Annotated in this window: 18 protein-coding genes and 1 pseudogene; 5 read left to right on the plus strand and 14 right to left on the minus strand. The window is 41.5% G+C overall.

The window, feature by feature from the left end:
* Positions 1-1039: 1039 nt before the first annotated feature.
* The 10 genes and pseudogenes from H1R82_RS13235 to H1R82_RS13280 form a co-directional block, all read right to left on the minus strand.
* Complete coding sequence (locus tag H1R82_RS13235; protein ID WP_181732902.1) at positions 1040-1546, minus strand: Imm6 family immunity protein; 507 nt, start codon at positions 1544-1546, stop codon at positions 1040-1042.
* Between the two features lie 17 nt (positions 1547-1563).
* Positions 1564-2366, minus strand: a pseudogene (locus H1R82_RS14960) (hypothetical protein).
* 679 nt (positions 2367-3045) lie between these two features.
* Entirely contained in the window at positions 3046-3288 is a 243-nt protein-coding gene (locus H1R82_RS13245) for a hypothetical protein (protein ID WP_181732900.1), read from the minus strand.
* 28 nt (positions 3289-3316) lie between these two features.
* On the minus strand, positions 3317-3943 hold the full coding sequence (locus tag H1R82_RS13250; RefSeq protein WP_181732899.1) for an HNH endonuclease family protein: 627 nt from the start codon (positions 3941-3943) through the stop codon (positions 3317-3319).
* 296 nt (positions 3944-4239) lie between these two features.
* The gene (locus H1R82_RS13255; protein ID WP_181732898.1) at positions 4240-4605 is read right to left on the minus strand and encodes a hypothetical protein; all 366 of its coding nucleotides are present in this window, start codon (positions 4603-4605) and stop codon (positions 4240-4242) included.
* 138 nt (positions 4606-4743) lie between these two features.
* The gene (locus H1R82_RS13260) at positions 4744-6540 is read right to left on the minus strand and encodes a helix-turn-helix domain-containing protein (RefSeq protein WP_181732897.1); all 1797 of its coding nucleotides are present in this window, start codon (positions 6538-6540) and stop codon (positions 4744-4746) included.
* A gap of 177 nt (positions 6541-6717) precedes the next feature.
* The gene (locus H1R82_RS13265) at positions 6718-6969 is read right to left on the minus strand and encodes a hypothetical protein (RefSeq protein ID WP_181732896.1); all 252 of its coding nucleotides are present in this window, start codon (positions 6967-6969) and stop codon (positions 6718-6720) included.
* Positions 6969-7277 (minus strand): hypothetical protein, encoded by a 309-nt coding sequence (locus H1R82_RS13270; protein ID WP_181732895.1) that lies wholly within the window; start codon positions 7275-7277, stop codon positions 6969-6971. Before H1R82_RS13270 ends, H1R82_RS13265 begins: the two co-directional genes overlap by 1 nt.
* A gap of 92 nt (positions 7278-7369) precedes the next feature.
* Positions 7370-7813, minus strand: a complete 444-nt coding sequence (locus tag H1R82_RS13275) for a hypothetical protein (RefSeq protein ID WP_181732894.1) — start codon at positions 7811-7813, stop codon at positions 7370-7372.
* A 116-nt stretch (positions 7814-7929) separates the two neighbouring features.
* Entirely contained in the window at positions 7930-8106 is a 177-nt protein-coding gene (locus H1R82_RS13280) for a hypothetical protein (RefSeq protein ID WP_181732893.1), read from the minus strand.
* Positions 8107-8315: 209 nt separating this feature from the next.
* On the opposite strand from H1R82_RS13280, the gene H1R82_RS13285 reads away from it, so the two are divergent.
* Together H1R82_RS13285 and ribD are read left to right on the plus strand one after the other, a co-directional pair.
* Positions 8316-8987 carry a helix-turn-helix domain-containing protein gene (locus H1R82_RS13285; protein ID WP_181732892.1) on the plus strand — a complete coding sequence of 224 codons (672 nt, stop codon included), beginning with the start codon at positions 8316-8318 and terminating at the stop codon, positions 8985-8987.
* A 17-nt stretch (positions 8988-9004) separates the two neighbouring features.
* Positions 9005-9721, plus strand: a complete 717-nt coding sequence (ribD, locus tag H1R82_RS13290) for a bifunctional diaminohydroxyphosphoribosylaminopyrimidine deaminase/5-amino-6-(5-phosphoribosylamino)uracil reductase RibD (protein WP_181732891.1) — start codon at positions 9005-9007, stop codon at positions 9719-9721.
* Positions 9722-9746: 25 nt separating this feature from the next.
* Here ribD and H1R82_RS13295 read toward each other — a convergent pair whose 3' ends face one another.
* On the minus strand, positions 9747-9974 hold the full coding sequence (locus H1R82_RS13295; RefSeq protein WP_181732890.1) for a hypothetical protein: 228 nt from the start codon (positions 9972-9974) through the stop codon (positions 9747-9749).
* 161 nt (positions 9975-10135) lie between these two features.
* Here H1R82_RS13295 and H1R82_RS13300 point away from each other — a divergent pair, with 161 nt between their 5' ends.
* Both H1R82_RS13300 and H1R82_RS13305 read left to right on the plus strand, forming a co-directional pair.
* Positions 10136-10480: a hypothetical protein gene (locus H1R82_RS13300; RefSeq protein WP_181732889.1), complete on the plus strand. Its 345-nt coding sequence runs from the start codon at positions 10136-10138 to the stop codon at positions 10478-10480.
* A 285-nt stretch (positions 10481-10765) separates the two neighbouring features.
* Positions 10766-11233: a VOC family protein gene (locus H1R82_RS13305; protein ID WP_181732888.1), complete on the plus strand. Its 468-nt coding sequence runs from the start codon at positions 10766-10768 to the stop codon at positions 11231-11233.
* Between the two features lie 577 nt (positions 11234-11810).
* On the opposite strand, the gene H1R82_RS13310 is transcribed toward H1R82_RS13305, so the two are convergent.
* Genes H1R82_RS13310 through H1R82_RS13315 form a run of 3 tightly spaced genes read right to left on the minus strand, consistent with a single transcriptional unit; the run spans position 11811 to position 13448 of the window.
* Positions 11811-12650 carry a LysR family transcriptional regulator gene (locus H1R82_RS13310; RefSeq protein WP_220215073.1) on the minus strand — a complete coding sequence of 280 codons (840 nt, stop codon included), beginning with the start codon at positions 12648-12650 and terminating at the stop codon, positions 11811-11813.
* A complete protein-coding gene (locus H1R82_RS14755; RefSeq protein ID WP_255516909.1) occupies positions 12643-12768 on the minus strand; it encodes a hypothetical protein in 126 nt (41 codons plus the stop codon). The genes H1R82_RS13310 and H1R82_RS14755 overlap by 8 nt, the downstream gene beginning before the upstream one ends.
* Positions 12765-13448, minus strand: coding sequence for a class I SAM-dependent methyltransferase (locus H1R82_RS13315; RefSeq protein ID WP_181732887.1), 684 nt, complete (start codon positions 13446-13448; stop codon positions 12765-12767). The genes H1R82_RS14755 and H1R82_RS13315 overlap by 4 nt, the downstream gene beginning before the upstream one ends.
* Before the next feature lie 206 nt (positions 13449-13654).
* Here H1R82_RS13315 and H1R82_RS13320 point away from each other — a divergent pair, with 206 nt between their 5' ends.
* Positions 13655-14413: a glucose 1-dehydrogenase gene (locus tag H1R82_RS13320; protein WP_181732886.1), complete on the plus strand. Its 759-nt coding sequence runs from the start codon at positions 13655-13657 to the stop codon at positions 14411-14413.
* Positions 14414-14571: the final 158 nt, after the last annotated feature.

A 14571-nucleotide genomic window follows, 5' to 3' on the forward strand; every position in this document is an offset into this window, starting at 1 on the left:
ATTACATATACACTATATACATAATATACAAAGTTTACAATGGTACCGTCAAGAATTTTGTGTAATGTAAGATAGATAGGGTATCTCTGAAATGGATTTGGAATGGATAGGGAACCGGTTTCCTTCACACAAGAGACTGAATATTCAGTCTCTTGTGTGGAAAGGGAAAATCCCCTTATTTTGTTTATTTACAATATTTGGTTAACAATAACGTTCTTCAAACATTCGTTGAAGGGCTTCTTGCGCTTCGGCAAATCCTCGCAAAGGGCTTTTAATTATTGCCCAAGCATATGGTGAGGAAAGTCCAGATAACCACCGAAACCTCTTGAAATTCAAATGTCGAGTGGTTATGAAAAATACCAGGGAACTTTAATATTGGATCAGCATGTATTTTTGCATGCATAAAAAAGACCGTCCATATCGGACGGTCTTTTTTTATTCTAAACTGGATTCAATGAACCGGCTTTGTCTCTCGTCTAATTTTTTCATACGATAACCTCCTTTTTCTTTAGTCAATCTCCCGGCACGCCACTTTCACAGTGAACGAAAATGCCATTGTGTCAACTTCGTACAGGTGGCCGCCTTCTTTGCTGGCGAAACTCTGACTGATATTTTTTGAATTGAAGATTCTCACAGCAGAAAAGTTGAATGAATGAAGAATTTTTATTTTAACTCTTTTCTCTCTGTGATTGATTTCTTATAAAAAGACTTGTTAAATACACCTTGATTCAAGGCTAAAAAACATTTTGTTTTTTAGCCTTAATTATTTATATTTTTCTTTTTATAGTTATTTATTTATAATGTTGTCTGTGTAACTGTGGTTTGAACTGTGAAATGAACTGTGCTTTAACAAAATAAAGAATCCCACAGCCAAAAATGGCCATGGGAAAGGGTTTGATGATTTCAGAGTATCGGCTTTGGAAATCATCAAAAAGTCTTTTACTCAATTGCTTCTGAACAATTGGGACGATTAAAAGGGGAAAATCCCCTTCATATATTACGCCAAATATAGCGGAAATGTTTCCACTTAATCATTTTTTTATGCAATCAACCTCAACAATTCTTCTCTCTTAATTTTCCTATCACTGCCTGCCGGATAATTTTCCAATAGGTATTGTTTTAAACGATCTGCCCATTCTTCTTGGTAGCCGTTTACTTTTACGATTTTTTCCATAAAGATCTCGATGGATTGATCACTTTCGCTTTCAAGCAATTGTGGGAAATAATCTTTCTCTAATTGATAGGCTTTCCATATAGCATAACAGATGCCATCAAATATGCAGAAGAATAGAGATAGTAATGCAGGATTATCAACCACTCCCGGATAGTGCTCAATGAAAACCAGTGCTTCATCTTCATCAGCAAACACGTCATAAATGTCCACAGCACTATATTTTCTATTTTTAACCCAATCCCAGCACATATCCACCACTCTTTTGATCCGATCATACCAATCGTAGTTTTTCGTTTGATCTGAAAGTTTTTCTGTCAAAGTTAATACAAAAGCAACTTTGGCATCTTCATTTATATTTTTGTACCACTTCATAATTAAAGCCCCCCATATCACTCATATTTATATTGTTTACCATCTTTTACTATGAAGAAATGTCTTTTAGTAACTTTTCTTCCCCCCTCGAGAAATCTGGCCAGTAGACGAACTTCCAAATCAAGAGTCCTTCGGTAATTAATTTTGTATTGAAAAAGAGGGTGGGTCACAGTATCATGCATTCGCCGCTCATATGCGGCAAAAAATCTTTTTTTCGGTTGTTGTTTGAGCTGACAGTTTTTTAGAACTCCAATAAAAGTCATTGCTTGTTGGAACATTTCTTTATCCCATTTTCGTACAACTTGGGTCTGTCGCTTTGGGTTCCACTGAATATCTTCGCGGGTATCCGTGTATAAATGAAGAATTGGTTGTAACCTGTAGGTTTCCAAAGTATTTAAGATGTCCAACCAAGGATCAGATTGCTTCTTTCTTTGTCCTTTTGATACTCTTCCTCCCATCGTGGGTCTCCTTGCATTTTCAGTTTCATCCATCGAGGTTTTCTCCCTGCTTTGGATATTCCTTTTCCTGATACAGTGTTGGGATCCACAAGACGCCCCAACCAGGTACTTGCTGATTGAGATGCATTTCCGGTTATAATACATTCATACATTTTTCGAAGTGCAGATAAAATGTCTTCGGGTTCTCCGACTTCACCCGTCCGACTTTGTCGCTGGCGGATGTGGTCCATCAGCTGTCGCTGAATCTCTTCTTTACTCTGACTTCCCACTGCTTCCTGACGTATCAGCAACAGAAAATTCATGTAATAGGCTACACCTTGATTAAACAGCTCATGTGTTTTCCAAATCCCTCGGCGCAACATTTTTGGTGTTGTAAAATAAACTCAAAAATTAAAACCCTTTCTTTAAACTCGATAGGGATTCAAAACGTCTCAGAAGGAAAAATAGAAGCTCACTAACATACGCCTAAGAGATTCTATTTTGCCATTCATTATTCGCTTTTCATTTTCACTTGGACATCATGCACAACGTCCATGATGCTAGCATTTATGCTAGCACTAACGCTAACCACATTAGTGTTAGCAAATTTTGAAAAACAACAAGATTTCATCTTATGAATTGCTGAATCGTCAATGGAATCATTATCTTTTACGTCCGTTCTGATTCATTATAGATATTACCATTAAAATAATACTGACAATGACTGCTAGTTGCTCCCAGGTCACCAAATTTGCATTCATTTAAATTCCTCCTTTCAAAAAAGACGCCCATTATGGCGTCTTTTTTGAATTAGTAATGATTTCACAAGCAATATGGAAGAACAGGAAATGATTTTTTCTCTCCTTAACTCTTTTCACTAAAACATAATGGGAAGCCACAGTTCTAAATTAGACATTTGGGATGAAATTTTTTTGCAAATCTCCAAATCTCCCCCCTTCATAAGTAATATACCTATCAGGGGGTCATTTTTAGGGTCAAAGTATTAATTTTTTTGTTTTTGCGCACAAAAAAAGCTGCCTGAATAAGGCAGCTTTTTTTCTTTTAAGGACGTTCCAAAACATTGACGAGAATACGGTGGATAACCTCGTGGTCGCGCGGATCGTGCAGGCGATAGTTCTTACCTGGCAGTGTGTACCACTCCTCGGCGCCGACGTATGTAATAGACATTTTAAGAGTTCCGGCGTCATCGCATGTAGTTCGTAACATGAGGTCGCCACTAATCACACCGACTTCGTTTGTCATCACACCATGAGTTGCAGTAAATGTTGATGTTATTTCTTGCATCCGAGTAACTCCTTTCTCGGGTTGCAAATTAATAAGAGCAAGTATTGAGCATGCTTTGTAGTGCAGTCTTTTCCGACGATTGCAAAGTCAAACCCCATTTATATTTCACTCGGATCCACCACTTAGCGTACGCACAATGTGCGCCAGCCCTTGATGGCTTCCACGTTGATGGGTCCTGGTCTCCCTTGCTTCGGTTGCTACTGGCAGACACTGCGATGAGTTGGGGGTTGTCAAGATCATTTGCAAATGCTTGGCGCTTTTCTTGGGTCCATGCATTGGCACCGCTTCGCCATGCTTCTGCGAGGGGAACTACATGATCGATGTCGATCTCGGATGGTGAATAGGCGGTAACCCCATCGTAGTAGGAATACCATTTTCCGGAGGTTACAGGGCATTCACCCTCATAATAGTCAGCATCGCGCTTTAAAACAACTTGTCTAGTGTTACAACCGTCTCCTTGATTGATCCAATGTGGGAACTTGTCCCTCGAGTACCCTGTCATCGATCCTTCGGGAGCAACGGTCAGTGCGTTAAGTTCAGCTTGAGCCTCTGCCAGCGATGGAGTATCAGGAAGCGCCGAGGCTGTTGGCATATCAAAGGTAACACCAGATAGCGCCAGGATTATGGCAAGCCAAACTGTCAAAATAGATTTCATAGAACTCCTCCTTAGTTATTATTTCCAACACAATTATATCCGAACATTCATAATAAAACGATCTTTATACAATACCATGATTAATTTATTTTCTATCAGAAGCTTTTTCAATAAAATAAGCCATCCTTTCTCTTTATAGGGCAGCTTATTTCTTATGAGTGTAGTTTATGATTTTATCAATAGATTGTGTTCTTTTCTTCTTTATATCATTATAAGTAAAACGCATAACCTTCCATCCTTTGCGCTTCATAAAAGCATTACAGCGGCGGTCGAACAGACAGACATTAACTTTAGTTTTAATCTTTTATTCCTCTTTTTCCCTTTAATAGAATAGTAGCCACTTTCCACGGATATTTCCCAATCCAAACAAATGGATTGACGAAAGGAGCGAATGTTTTTCTCCCCAAAAATCCAATCACCAAAAAAAGCACAAGAAACACCCAATAATAAACCAGAATCAGTAACCCAAAACACAAAAACAATAACATATATCCAATGAGAATTAGTCTCCATGCCCACCGGTCAATGACCGGATTTCTTTGTACTTCCAGACCAATCCAAATCAAAAAAATTTGGTACAGTTTATATGTTAGCAAAAATATCAATATAGAATTTGAAATTATCATAATCCACTCAATAATTTTTGCTCCACTTTCAATCATTTTCCCTCTCCTTTCTTGTAACATGATGTGTAACATCGAAGTGAAATGATGTTACACATCGTAGCCGAAAACCCATATAACTTCGATATTTTCTCTTAGCAAAAATCCGGGAAAGGAAATCCATGTTACATGTTACAGTTAGACAAAATACACTAGTTTTTTTCCGTTTCTTTGTTCTTGAAGTTTCAACTCTTTTTTTATACGCTGGAATGTCATTCGGGAAATATTAAGTTCCTCGCAAATTTCCTTTGTTGTTAAACCGGGTGTCTCACGCAACAATACCAATACTTTATCCTTTGTAGTCACGTTTTCTCTTTTGGATTTTGCCTCTTTTCTGGCATACAGAGGCAAGAGAACTTCCCTTGCTTTTTTTATAATTGATGCTTTCGTCATACCGAATTGATTCTCCAGATCAGGGACAGAGAACGATGACAACCGCATTAAAGCTGGTTCAAGTAGCTTCGCGCGGAATACATACTCCTTTTTATTGCAAGTAATCCGCATGATCCCTTGGTATTTCTCCAAGTTGTGAAAATCCTCAACAGTGAACGGATCCAGTTCTACTTCAAAATCCTGAAACACTTCATCGCTTCCCTTTAACAGAACCATATCCATTCCTGTTTTGAATGACCTCAGAATATCACTCTTGCGTTGGCCAGCTTTCGCGAATGATGACCAATCGTGAAATGAGAAAATGAACTTGGTCCGATACTTCCGCGGTTTCTTAGTCATTTGTAGGAATATGTTTTGAACCGGTTTGTTTTTGATGATCAGATCAATTTCATCTACGATCACCGCACATTCCTTGCGGCATGAATTCGGGATCATCTCACGGGCCATCATCATACGCCAAATCTTGATAATATAGTGGGTAAAAGCAAAATCTTGGAAAGTCTCTTTAGAGTTTGGAATGTGGATTAGTACTAGATACGGTTCATTCATCCATTCCCAAAAGTCGATGTTTTCATCTTTTGTCTGACTGAGCGAGTAGAAAAGGCGCTTGTATGATCTCAATTGTGCAATTCGGTTTTCGATGGTTTCTAGCACTCGGCTGTTTTCTTTTTCGCTCTCTTCGTCAATCTGATTCATCGCAATCTCCAACTCAAAATCAGTCTCACTGAGTCTTTCCATGAGTTCGTCCCGATACTCTCCATCCTTCAGAATCCTCATGGCGTCAAGCAAGTTTCCTTCACCGACACGATATGATGCTTGAAGAGCGCTTTTGAAAAATCTTTCAATAGATACCGTTTGAGTGTCATCTTTGAGAAACTTCCGCAATAGCTCGGTTTCAATCTCGGCCACCTCAGCAGCAATGGATTCGTCATCCTGGTACAGTTTCATGAGATCGTGCCAATCAATAGGAACAACACGCTCCACATTGGCATGGTTCAGGATGACCACCCGGTCCCTGATCCACTCTGGCACGCAAGCCAGAATTTCCGGTAACATCACGCCATCTGCGACATCAAACAAGAAGACAGATCGGGCAATTTGTTCCCACTCTTTTCGGTTCTTTGCACGAACCCCGAAAAACTCCAAGGCCATGTTGATGAACAAAGTGCTCTTTCCGGCTCCTTGTTTTCCCACCACCATCATCGGAGTGGAAAGACTGTCTTTCGATTCTTCATTTTCCTCCCGGACCAAGGAGAGGATTTTTCCAGACCTGTGACGAGCAAATGCGATATGCTTCGGGGAATCCGTCACCATTTTCCCGGCGATCCGACCGCGCTTCGGTTGCTCTTTCTTTTCCTCTTTTTTCTCATCTAGTGGTTCTGTTTTAAACCATTCCTCGATCTTCTTCCGTTCTTTTGGTTCAAACAAAGCATCTAATACCTCCGGTAAAACGTCCGTTTTCAATATCTCCCCAGCTTTTTTCAACCAAGTAGGAATTTTTTGAGTTCGGGACGAATGAAACCGGGATGAGTGGTTTTTCATCAGGATCACTCCTTTCAGTAGAAAGGACTAGCCTGCCTCGCTAGTCCTCTATTTCATCAACATCTTCTGTGTTCGGTTTGGTGGTTAGCGCTTGGTTTTCCACTCTTTCTCTCTTCCTAAACCAAAAAGTGAAAGCTCCGAGCACCGCCACGAAAATAGTGAAGATTAAATACCAAATCATTTTTTCGACGCCTTCACTTCTTTTTCCCACTGTTCAGCCTCTTCCTCATGACCATAGCTTCCAACCGATATAAAGAAGCCAGACACAATGATAAAGGCTAAAAGCATTGAAGCAATTTTTTTCAACATCCTGGATATATTCCAATTGGTCCGAAAACCGATAAGTATGACTAGCGGTGCGAAGATTACTGAAAAAACCGTCACTGCAAACTGACCGCTCAAAAACATCAGTCCTTGGATTAATTCCATCACATATCTCCTTTCGCAGCCTCTGCAAGTTTGCCCCCGACCATATCGATCACCAATAAAACGCTGTCCCACAACGAGGACATCAATTGGGCTGCAACCATGATGATCAGGCATGAAGAGATGATCCACAATGCGAGAATACGAACAAAATATTGGGTAAAGACTTTAACAGGCTTTTTTCCTTTAAAGCCAATCTGCCAGATAGCTATAAATGTTAGGATGACAATCGCAACAGCAGCAAACAGCATGAACAGATCAGCGAAGCTCGAGATAAACGCAATCGTCCCCTTGAGATCAGGTGCTCCCATTCTCTTCTCTCCCTCTTATTTCTTGAATAACTTCCGTCTAATGAAATCATAAACAACACTTGCCACTACTACGACAGGCGCGACATATATCGTTAAAAAAAGTAGCAAAGCGAATGTATAAAGTACCTTATCCATTGTAAAAAGCCTCGCTCCTGTTGTTTTTCGTCATAGAAAGTTTTCCGAATCCAGCCTTGCTCATCGTAATCAAATTTGTAAGTGAGCTGGTCGTCATCACAGAAACACTCACTAATCACTCTCCCATTTTCATCGGTTGTGCACGATCGGGCTAACTGGCCATTCTTATAGATAAATGACACGACTTCGGTTTCTTTTTCTTGATTTTCTAGTCCAATGCTGTTATTTCCGAGTCGACAACGGTCCTCGAATAAATAGATACAATCACCTTGCTTTTCCGGGATATTCTCCGAGAAAAAATATCCAATTTTCGGGTGAGATTCTGGGTTTGCCCAAGCTCTGGGAAAAAATAAGCCTTTAATGAATTCACGTCCTTTTTCTGGTTTTTTCTCAAACTCCATCTGTCACCGCGCTTCAACTGGACCAGATACATGGGAATCAGATCTCCTAAAAGTTTTTTCAGTTTTAAACTAGATCACTCCTTTGTTTTTTGGGGGGAGTCGACAAATCCGACCCCCTATTCATACTTTTCTGAATTAGCAGAAGAAAAAATATCGTAACTGAATCCGGAAAAAATCACTTTTCCTGGCTCAATTTCTGCATGAATCAAATGCGACAGCGGAAAATAAATTGTTTTCTCCCCAGTTTCAATCTTCACAATTTTCACTGCCTTTGAAGGCAATAATTTGTTCATCCCTTCCCACCTCCGATTGGCGTTTTGCTCAATACTAAAAGTTCAGTATCCAGCTTTTACGAAGGTCACGACTCAATAAATTGATGTTTGCTCAAGTTCTTGATTTAAGAATATTCGATACTTACTCAAATGTCAATAATTTAAATTGCTATTTGATCAACTTTATATTAAGATGTACTCGGAGATGGAAACAGGAAGGAGGGAAATGCATGGCTTTTGCGAACAGGCTCAAGGAGCTTAGAAAAAGAAAAAAAGTGACCCAAGCAGAATTAGCGAGTCACCTTGGTATTGATAACACCACAGTATCGAAATGGGAAAAGGGAATTTATGAACCAAGCATTGAGAACATTAAAAAAATCGCTGAATTCTTTGGGGTATCCACCGACTCGCTTCTTGGTCGGTTTGAGTCGTCACGCAGAGGATTTGGAAGAGATCACAGCAAAGCAACAAAAAAATACATTGATCTCCGGCAATTAGATGCAATGCCGGAAGAATTGAGTGGGGAGTTGCAACCACCCGTGCTGTTATACCACGTTTTGCAACTACGAGACGGGACCCCTGTCTCGATCTCAAAATCGTATATCCCCCACTCCTTTCCGCTTGAGGAATTAGCAAGCATTCTGAAAGAAGTAAAGCAGAATCCCACCTTGAGTTTATATAAAACTCTGGAATCCTTTGGAAGAAAGCCGATTTCCTGTGAAGAAACAATTGTCATTGATTACCCTTCAGAAAAAGAACGTGAACTTTTAGAAATGCCTGAAGGCGTTCCTGTTGCGAGAATCACCCGGAAAACATTTGATGCTTCCAGCAAGCTCGTTGAATACTGCCAACTCACTAGTCGGACGGATCTTTATAAGTTTGTATATAAATTTACTTTGTAGATATTGGGGGTCTAAATATGAGACATGAACAAACCAAACAGGAAGCCTTGGAATATTACAAAAAAACCGGTTTTCCTTTGGTAACACTCAAAACGGCGATGACTTTAGATGGGAAAATCGCCACTGCTGACGGCGACAGTAAATGGGTAACCAATGAACTTTCGAGAAAAGACGTTCATTACATGCGTCATTGGAATGACGGAATCATGGTCGGGATCGGAACTGTTTTAAAAGACCGCCCGAGACTGACAACGCGTTTACCCGAAGGTGGAGGCAAAAATCCAACCCGTATTGTTGCTGACAGCCATTTACGTATTCCCCTGGATACTCCACTAGTGACGACCACAGAAGAAGCGCCAACCTGGGTATTTTGTACTGATGCCGCAGATGAAGAGAAAGAAAAACAACTTGTGGATCGTGGAGTAAAAGTTATACGTACCGGTAGCGGCCCGCAAGTTGATTTGGTAAAAGCCATGAAATACTTAGCTGAAAACGGAATTTTATCAGTTTTACTTGAGGGGGGCGGTGGACTCAACTGGTCAATGGTTGAAGCCAAACTTGTTGGGAAAGTGGTATCCTTCATTGCTCCCAAATTGCTCGGTGGGAAAGAGAGTATTACTCCTATTTCAGGAAAAGGATTTGAACGAATGGCTTTGGCGGTAGAACTTGAAAATGTGACTGTTGAGCGTTTCGGTGAAGACATTTGCATAACCGGTTATCCTCTGTACAAATAAGAAAAGGCCTGTGATGGGCCTTTTTTCATTTGAACAAATTCAATTGTTGAACATGATCAAACATCTGACGGAATTTCCCTTTTGACAACACTTCACCAAGCAGTCGTATTCCTTTCACCTGGACAACTTGGTTAAACGACACCTGCACATTCCGGGCCGTGATATTTTCGATCTTAGCTTCTGCTTGCTCATATGCGGTCCCTAGGCGACCAAACCATATCTCTTCTTTTTTTATCTCTTCATCTTTTTTCATCCCCCCACTCACCTTATTCGACTATAAAAGAAAAAATCTCTCCATTACGGAAGGCTAATCATACAATTCGTTTTCGATAATGAATCGTTCAACATACTTCAAATATGCGTCATCCACCTTAGTGATATCTAATCACTGAGGGTATCCTGTTTAAAACTTTGATGGCTTCTTATCTGGTTATAGAAGGGGAACAAGTTAATCAAGACACAATACATAATCAATGCTTTATTGTAGAAGCGAATAGCTCACCAGAGGCAAAGCAATTATTTATTCGAAAAGTCGGTATTCATGATCAGTCATTTTTGGAGGATGACTATGACCGGTCAGTAAATATGGGTTTAGGTGAACATTTTTGGTATGATCCTTTTAGTGGGCGAGGTGTGCCTAAGCCTCGTTATGAAAGAGATAAAGTGGTTGAATTGTTTAAAAAAAGAGTACGGGAGTTTTTTGAAGATCATCATGAATGGGCTGAAACATATCATGTAAATCCCCCTCCGCCTGAATAAGGCAGCTTTTTTTGTTCCTTCTAAGGACGTTCATTAACGAGGATCTGGTGATGACTTCATGGTCACGTGGATCGTGAATGTGGCATTCCCCGGGGAGTGTTTGAATGTTTGGGTGAGAGATGGCGTTGCTCTCTTTTCTTTTTCACACTTAATAAACAAATATGTTTAAAAAATATAATTAAAGGGGTATAAGACTGGGTGTGTAAATATGTTATCGATTGAGTAACCTCATTTTTCTGATTTTTATTACCTTCGGCTATGCCGGATATTGAGGGAGGGGACAAAATGATTCAAGGATTATATGAAGCCCATTTGCCTGTCAGTGATTTAGATCGTTCAATTGAGTTTTATGAAAACTTAGGTCTTGAATTGGCTCACCGGAGTGAAAATTTAGCTTTTTTTTGGATTCAAAAAGGCAAGAGTTGGTTAGGGTTATGGCAATGTGAACAAGTTCATACGCCTTATCATGTTTCTTTACGTCATATTGCCTTTTATGTAGAGGATATTAAAAAAGCAAAAGAATGGTTACAGTCGATTGGGGTTGAAGTGAGTCCTTTCTTTGGATTTTCACCCGACAGACAACCTCTTGTATTGTCAAACGTTCCTCACGCACATGCAGCTATCTATTTTAAAGATCCTGATGGAAACCTTTTAGAACTAATTTCTCCGCTTCAAATCGATACTGCAGATGAATTCCCCAATATGGAACTGGAAAAATGGCAGAAAATAAACAAAGGGGAAAGTTCGAGATAAGTCCCAAAGCGGCCATACAGATAGCCCAACAATACCATGGCTTGGGGCTTATGGCGGGTCGTGGGTTCGCGAAGATTTGAAAGACTTTGGAGCATGTAGAAAAAGGAGAATAAATAAAAAAGGCCCACACGGGCCTTTTCTTATTCAAACAAAATCCATTGTTGAACACGATCAAACATCCTTTGGAATTGGCCCTTGGCCATTATCTTTCCAAAAAGCTCTATCTCATCAATCCTGACAACACGATTTCGCACACTCCGGTCCGTGATACTTTTTCAATCATCGCTTCTACTCCCTCATCCAGAATCCATGGGCGCCCCTCTCCTCCCACCACCTTAAAAACTCTTTCCACATATAATATTGGAGTTTACTGGCGGATATATTTCTGGATAACGTTTTTCGCTTCATGATAAGTCACACTTTCCCCGCAGCGCTTTTCGGATCATCGAGGTATATATGTTGATTTTCTTGTTGTAACCCACACATGTTTCTTTTGTTAATGTTCATATCCCAGAAGTAAGCACCCATTCACATGGGTCCTGTTGATCATGTTGAGATTCCCACCCGCAGTCCGGTGTCACTTTGCAGTCGATATCAATTGATATAATTGCCTTCCTAGTTTACGATGACGGGCAGCGATCGAAATGGACCTTTCCCTGCCGAAATCCGTTACAGGCAGAGCAAACAGCTGGAGATGGCCAATATTTTTCGCCATCAATTCGGGAATAATCGTGATTCCCATTCCTGCCGCTACTGCTCCAAGGATAAAGTCGCCAAAGGCCACTTCACTGATAATGTTTGGCTTGCGACCCAGCAATTCCATTTGTTCGATAATATGCTTCCTTGTATCACAAGGGGCTTGATGAACGATGAGGGGTTCATCGCAAAGTTCCGAAAGATGCACCGTTTTTCGCTCACGGAAACGATGATGCAAAGGAAACACCGCATAATAAGACTCCATAAACAATTCGCAACTCCACAAAGAATCCCCCACATAGGATGTATCCACAAAGACTGCATCCAGCCTTCCTTCCTGCAAGGATTGTATCAGCTCCCAAAAGGTGTTTTGAATCATCAAGGTCATGGACCGGCCTGAAAACCGGTTTCCCCTGATCCTCGGCGGCAAATAATAGATCGCGAGACTGGGCAGACTCCCAATGGCCACAGGCGTGGTTTGACAAAATCGTCTTAACTCTTGACGAACCGCATTCAGCTCATCAAGTACGGGCACAATCCGATTATAAAAACGTTCCCCGGCTTCCGTCAGTTCAATGCCGGCAGACGTTCTGTGAAATAAAACAACATCCAGATCTTGTTCCAGATGACGTCCGGCTCGATAGTTGCATGAGTACCCAATCTGCAGAAAGAAAAAAGCGTTTTGTTTGTTTGCAATACAAACTTGTTTGAATTTAATCAAATAATTTATTCATGATATTCTGTCCGACGGCAATCGATTCGTCCATCGTGTTCGTCTGTGATGCCTTCTCTGCAATCCATGCGGTACTTCGTTCTTCCTTCTCCAATGCTTTTCTCACACTTTCACCCCGACCCACAAGGCGCGATTTAAAGCTAAATGCAAACATGTGGTGGTGAATCCGGACTCCCGCAGCCAATGAAGATGCTCTTCCAATCCTGCCGGGTGATCATGTTTGTGTTGGAATTTATTAAGAAATTCCTCCCCCGTTGTTCCGTCGGAATGATCCGTTTTCCGTTCAAGCCAGTCCCACATGTCCGCGCAGACGGGATGTAAAGCCTCATCCGGCAATTGGATGCGGTCCATGATCAGGAACAGGCCCCCTGGCTCAAGATGTTGATGGACGAAGCGGTACACTGCCTTTTGTTTGTCATGCGGCGGGTGGTGAAGCGTCTGAACGATTATGACTGCTTGCACCATTGGAACGGCAAGTGTATCGGTGTCGCCGATATCATGCTGAATCAATTGGCAACGCGCCGGATCCAACCATGTCCGGGCCAAGTCCAGCATCGCTTTGGAAGCATCGACTCCGATAACCGTGATATCCGCCCTTCGGGCCAACAATTTCTCCTCGATCTGCCCCGAACCGATCCCCAGATCCAGAAGGGTTGCGTTTGAAAAAAGTTTTTGCTCAAGCAGAAAAATGAGCAGGTCCTTCTGTTCCTTCCGGGTCGGGTTTCCTGCCAAAGCGGTTTGATCCCAGTGAAGCGCAAACTCCGGATTATGCCAATCGTCTTTCACCAAATCCGTTCCCTCTCTTTCCCGTGAGATAAATACGAGGCAGTTTCGCTCTTTTTCCTGGATCCAAAAAGGGTACTTTTTTCATTCAGGTTTTTTCATACATGATAAGATACAATCAGTATAACGATTTTTATGATTGCTAATCATTTGTTTTATTTGCAAATTTATGATTCACACCGGACAAAAAAAGCAAAGGGGATGAACAGATGAAGCCATTTGCCGGAAAAGTGGCCATGGTGACCGGCGGGGGTTCCGGAATCGGAAGAGCAACTTCCCTGGCTTTTGCCAAAAAAGGCGCAAAAGTCGTGGTCGTCGGGCGCACGAAAGAGAACATTGAGGAAACACAAGAAATGATCAGGGGTTTGGGCGGAGAATCCCTTGCGGTTCAAGCCGACGTTTCGCAAGACAAGCAAGTCCGGAAAATGATCCAAACAACCATGGACCGCTTCGGACGCTTGGATTTCGCATGCAATGCGGCGGGCACCGGGGGGAAATTGGCCCCTCTGGCCGACATCACGGAAGAAGATTTTGATCTCACCATGGCAATTAACCTGAAGGGGATCTGGCTTTGTATGAAACATCAGATTTGCCAGATGTTAAAACAAGGATCCGGCACCATTGTAAACATCTCTTCCATTAACGGCTTGGATGGCCATCCAAACGCATCCGTTTATTCGGCAAGCAAAAGCGGAGTGATCAGTTTAACCAAATCTGCCGCCTTGGAATATGCCCAATCCAACATCCGGATCAACGCCATCTGCCCGGGGGCCATTCGCACCCCGATGCTGGAACAGGTCTTCAAGCAAACAGGATTCACCCCAAGCCAATATGAATCCAAAATCCCCCTCCACCGGATCGGTGACCCGGATGACATCGCCCGATCCGTAACTTGGTTGTGCTCCGACGAAGCCGGCTATGTAACTGGACATATCCTGATCGTCGACGGAGGAGTCTCTGCCGGTTAATCTTTTTTCCAAAAAACAAACCGGCTTCCCTGTGCCGATGGACAGCCGGTTTGTTGGTTTTCTCCTTATAAAAGATTAGAAGAAATTGTGATAAAAAACCTGTTCATTGCTTTATTTTCATATCAACATGGTTGGAGATAAGGTTTTCCCGTGAGCGA

The sequence above is a fragment of the Thermoactinomyces intermedius genome, from assembly GCF_013912365.1.
Taxonomy (GTDB): Bacteria; Bacillota; Bacilli; order Thermoactinomycetales; family Thermoactinomycetaceae; genus Thermoactinomyces; species Thermoactinomyces intermedius.

Bases quoted from the DNA above. Each gene is read 5' to 3' on its own strand.
- H1R82_RS13235 (WP_181732902.1), bottom strand. From the start codon at position 1,546: ATGAAGTGGTACAAAAATATAAATGAAGATGCCAAAGTTGCTTTTGTA.
- H1R82_RS13245 (WP_181732900.1), bottom strand. From the start codon at position 3,288: ATGCAAGAAATAACATCAACATTTACTGCAACTCATGGTGTGATGACA.
- H1R82_RS13250 (WP_181732899.1), bottom strand. From the start codon at position 3,943: ATGAAATCTATTTTGACAGTTTGGCTTGCCATAATCCTGGCGCTATCT.
- H1R82_RS13255 (WP_181732898.1), bottom strand. From the start codon at position 4,605: ATGATTGAAAGTGGAGCAAAAATTATTGAGTGGATTATGATAATTTCA.
- H1R82_RS13260 (WP_181732897.1), bottom strand. From the start codon at position 6,540: ATGAAAAACCACTCATCCCGGTTTCATTCGTCCCGAACTCAAAAAATT.
- H1R82_RS13265 (WP_181732896.1), bottom strand. From the start codon at position 6,969: ATGGAATTAATCCAAGGACTGATGTTTTTGAGCGGTCAGTTTGCAGTG.
- H1R82_RS13270 (WP_181732895.1), bottom strand. From the start codon at position 7,277: ATGGGAGCACCTGATCTCAAGGGGACGATTGCGTTTATCTCGAGCTTC.
- H1R82_RS13275 (WP_181732894.1), bottom strand. From the start codon at position 7,813: ATGGAGTTTGAGAAAAAACCAGAAAAAGGACGTGAATTCATTAAAGGC.
- H1R82_RS13280 (WP_181732893.1), bottom strand. From the start codon at position 8,106: ATGAACAAATTATTGCCTTCAAAGGCAGTGAAAATTGTGAAGATTGAA.
- H1R82_RS13285 (WP_181732892.1), top strand. From the start codon at position 8,316: ATGGCTTTTGCGAACAGGCTCAAGGAGCTTAGAAAAAGAAAAAAAGTG.
- ribD (WP_181732891.1), top strand. From the start codon at position 9,005: ATGAGACATGAACAAACCAAACAGGAAGCCTTGGAATATTACAAAAAA.
- H1R82_RS13295 (WP_181732890.1), bottom strand. From the start codon at position 9,974: ATGAAAAAAGATGAAGAGATAAAAAAAGAAGAGATATGGTTTGGTCGC.
- H1R82_RS13300 (WP_181732889.1), top strand. From the start codon at position 10,136: ATGGCTTCTTATCTGGTTATAGAAGGGGAACAAGTTAATCAAGACACA.
- H1R82_RS13305 (WP_181732888.1), top strand. From the start codon at position 10,766: ATGATTCAAGGATTATATGAAGCCCATTTGCCTGTCAGTGATTTAGAT.
- H1R82_RS13320 (WP_181732886.1), top strand. From the start codon at position 13,655: ATGAAGCCATTTGCCGGAAAAGTGGCCATGGTGACCGGCGGGGGTTCC.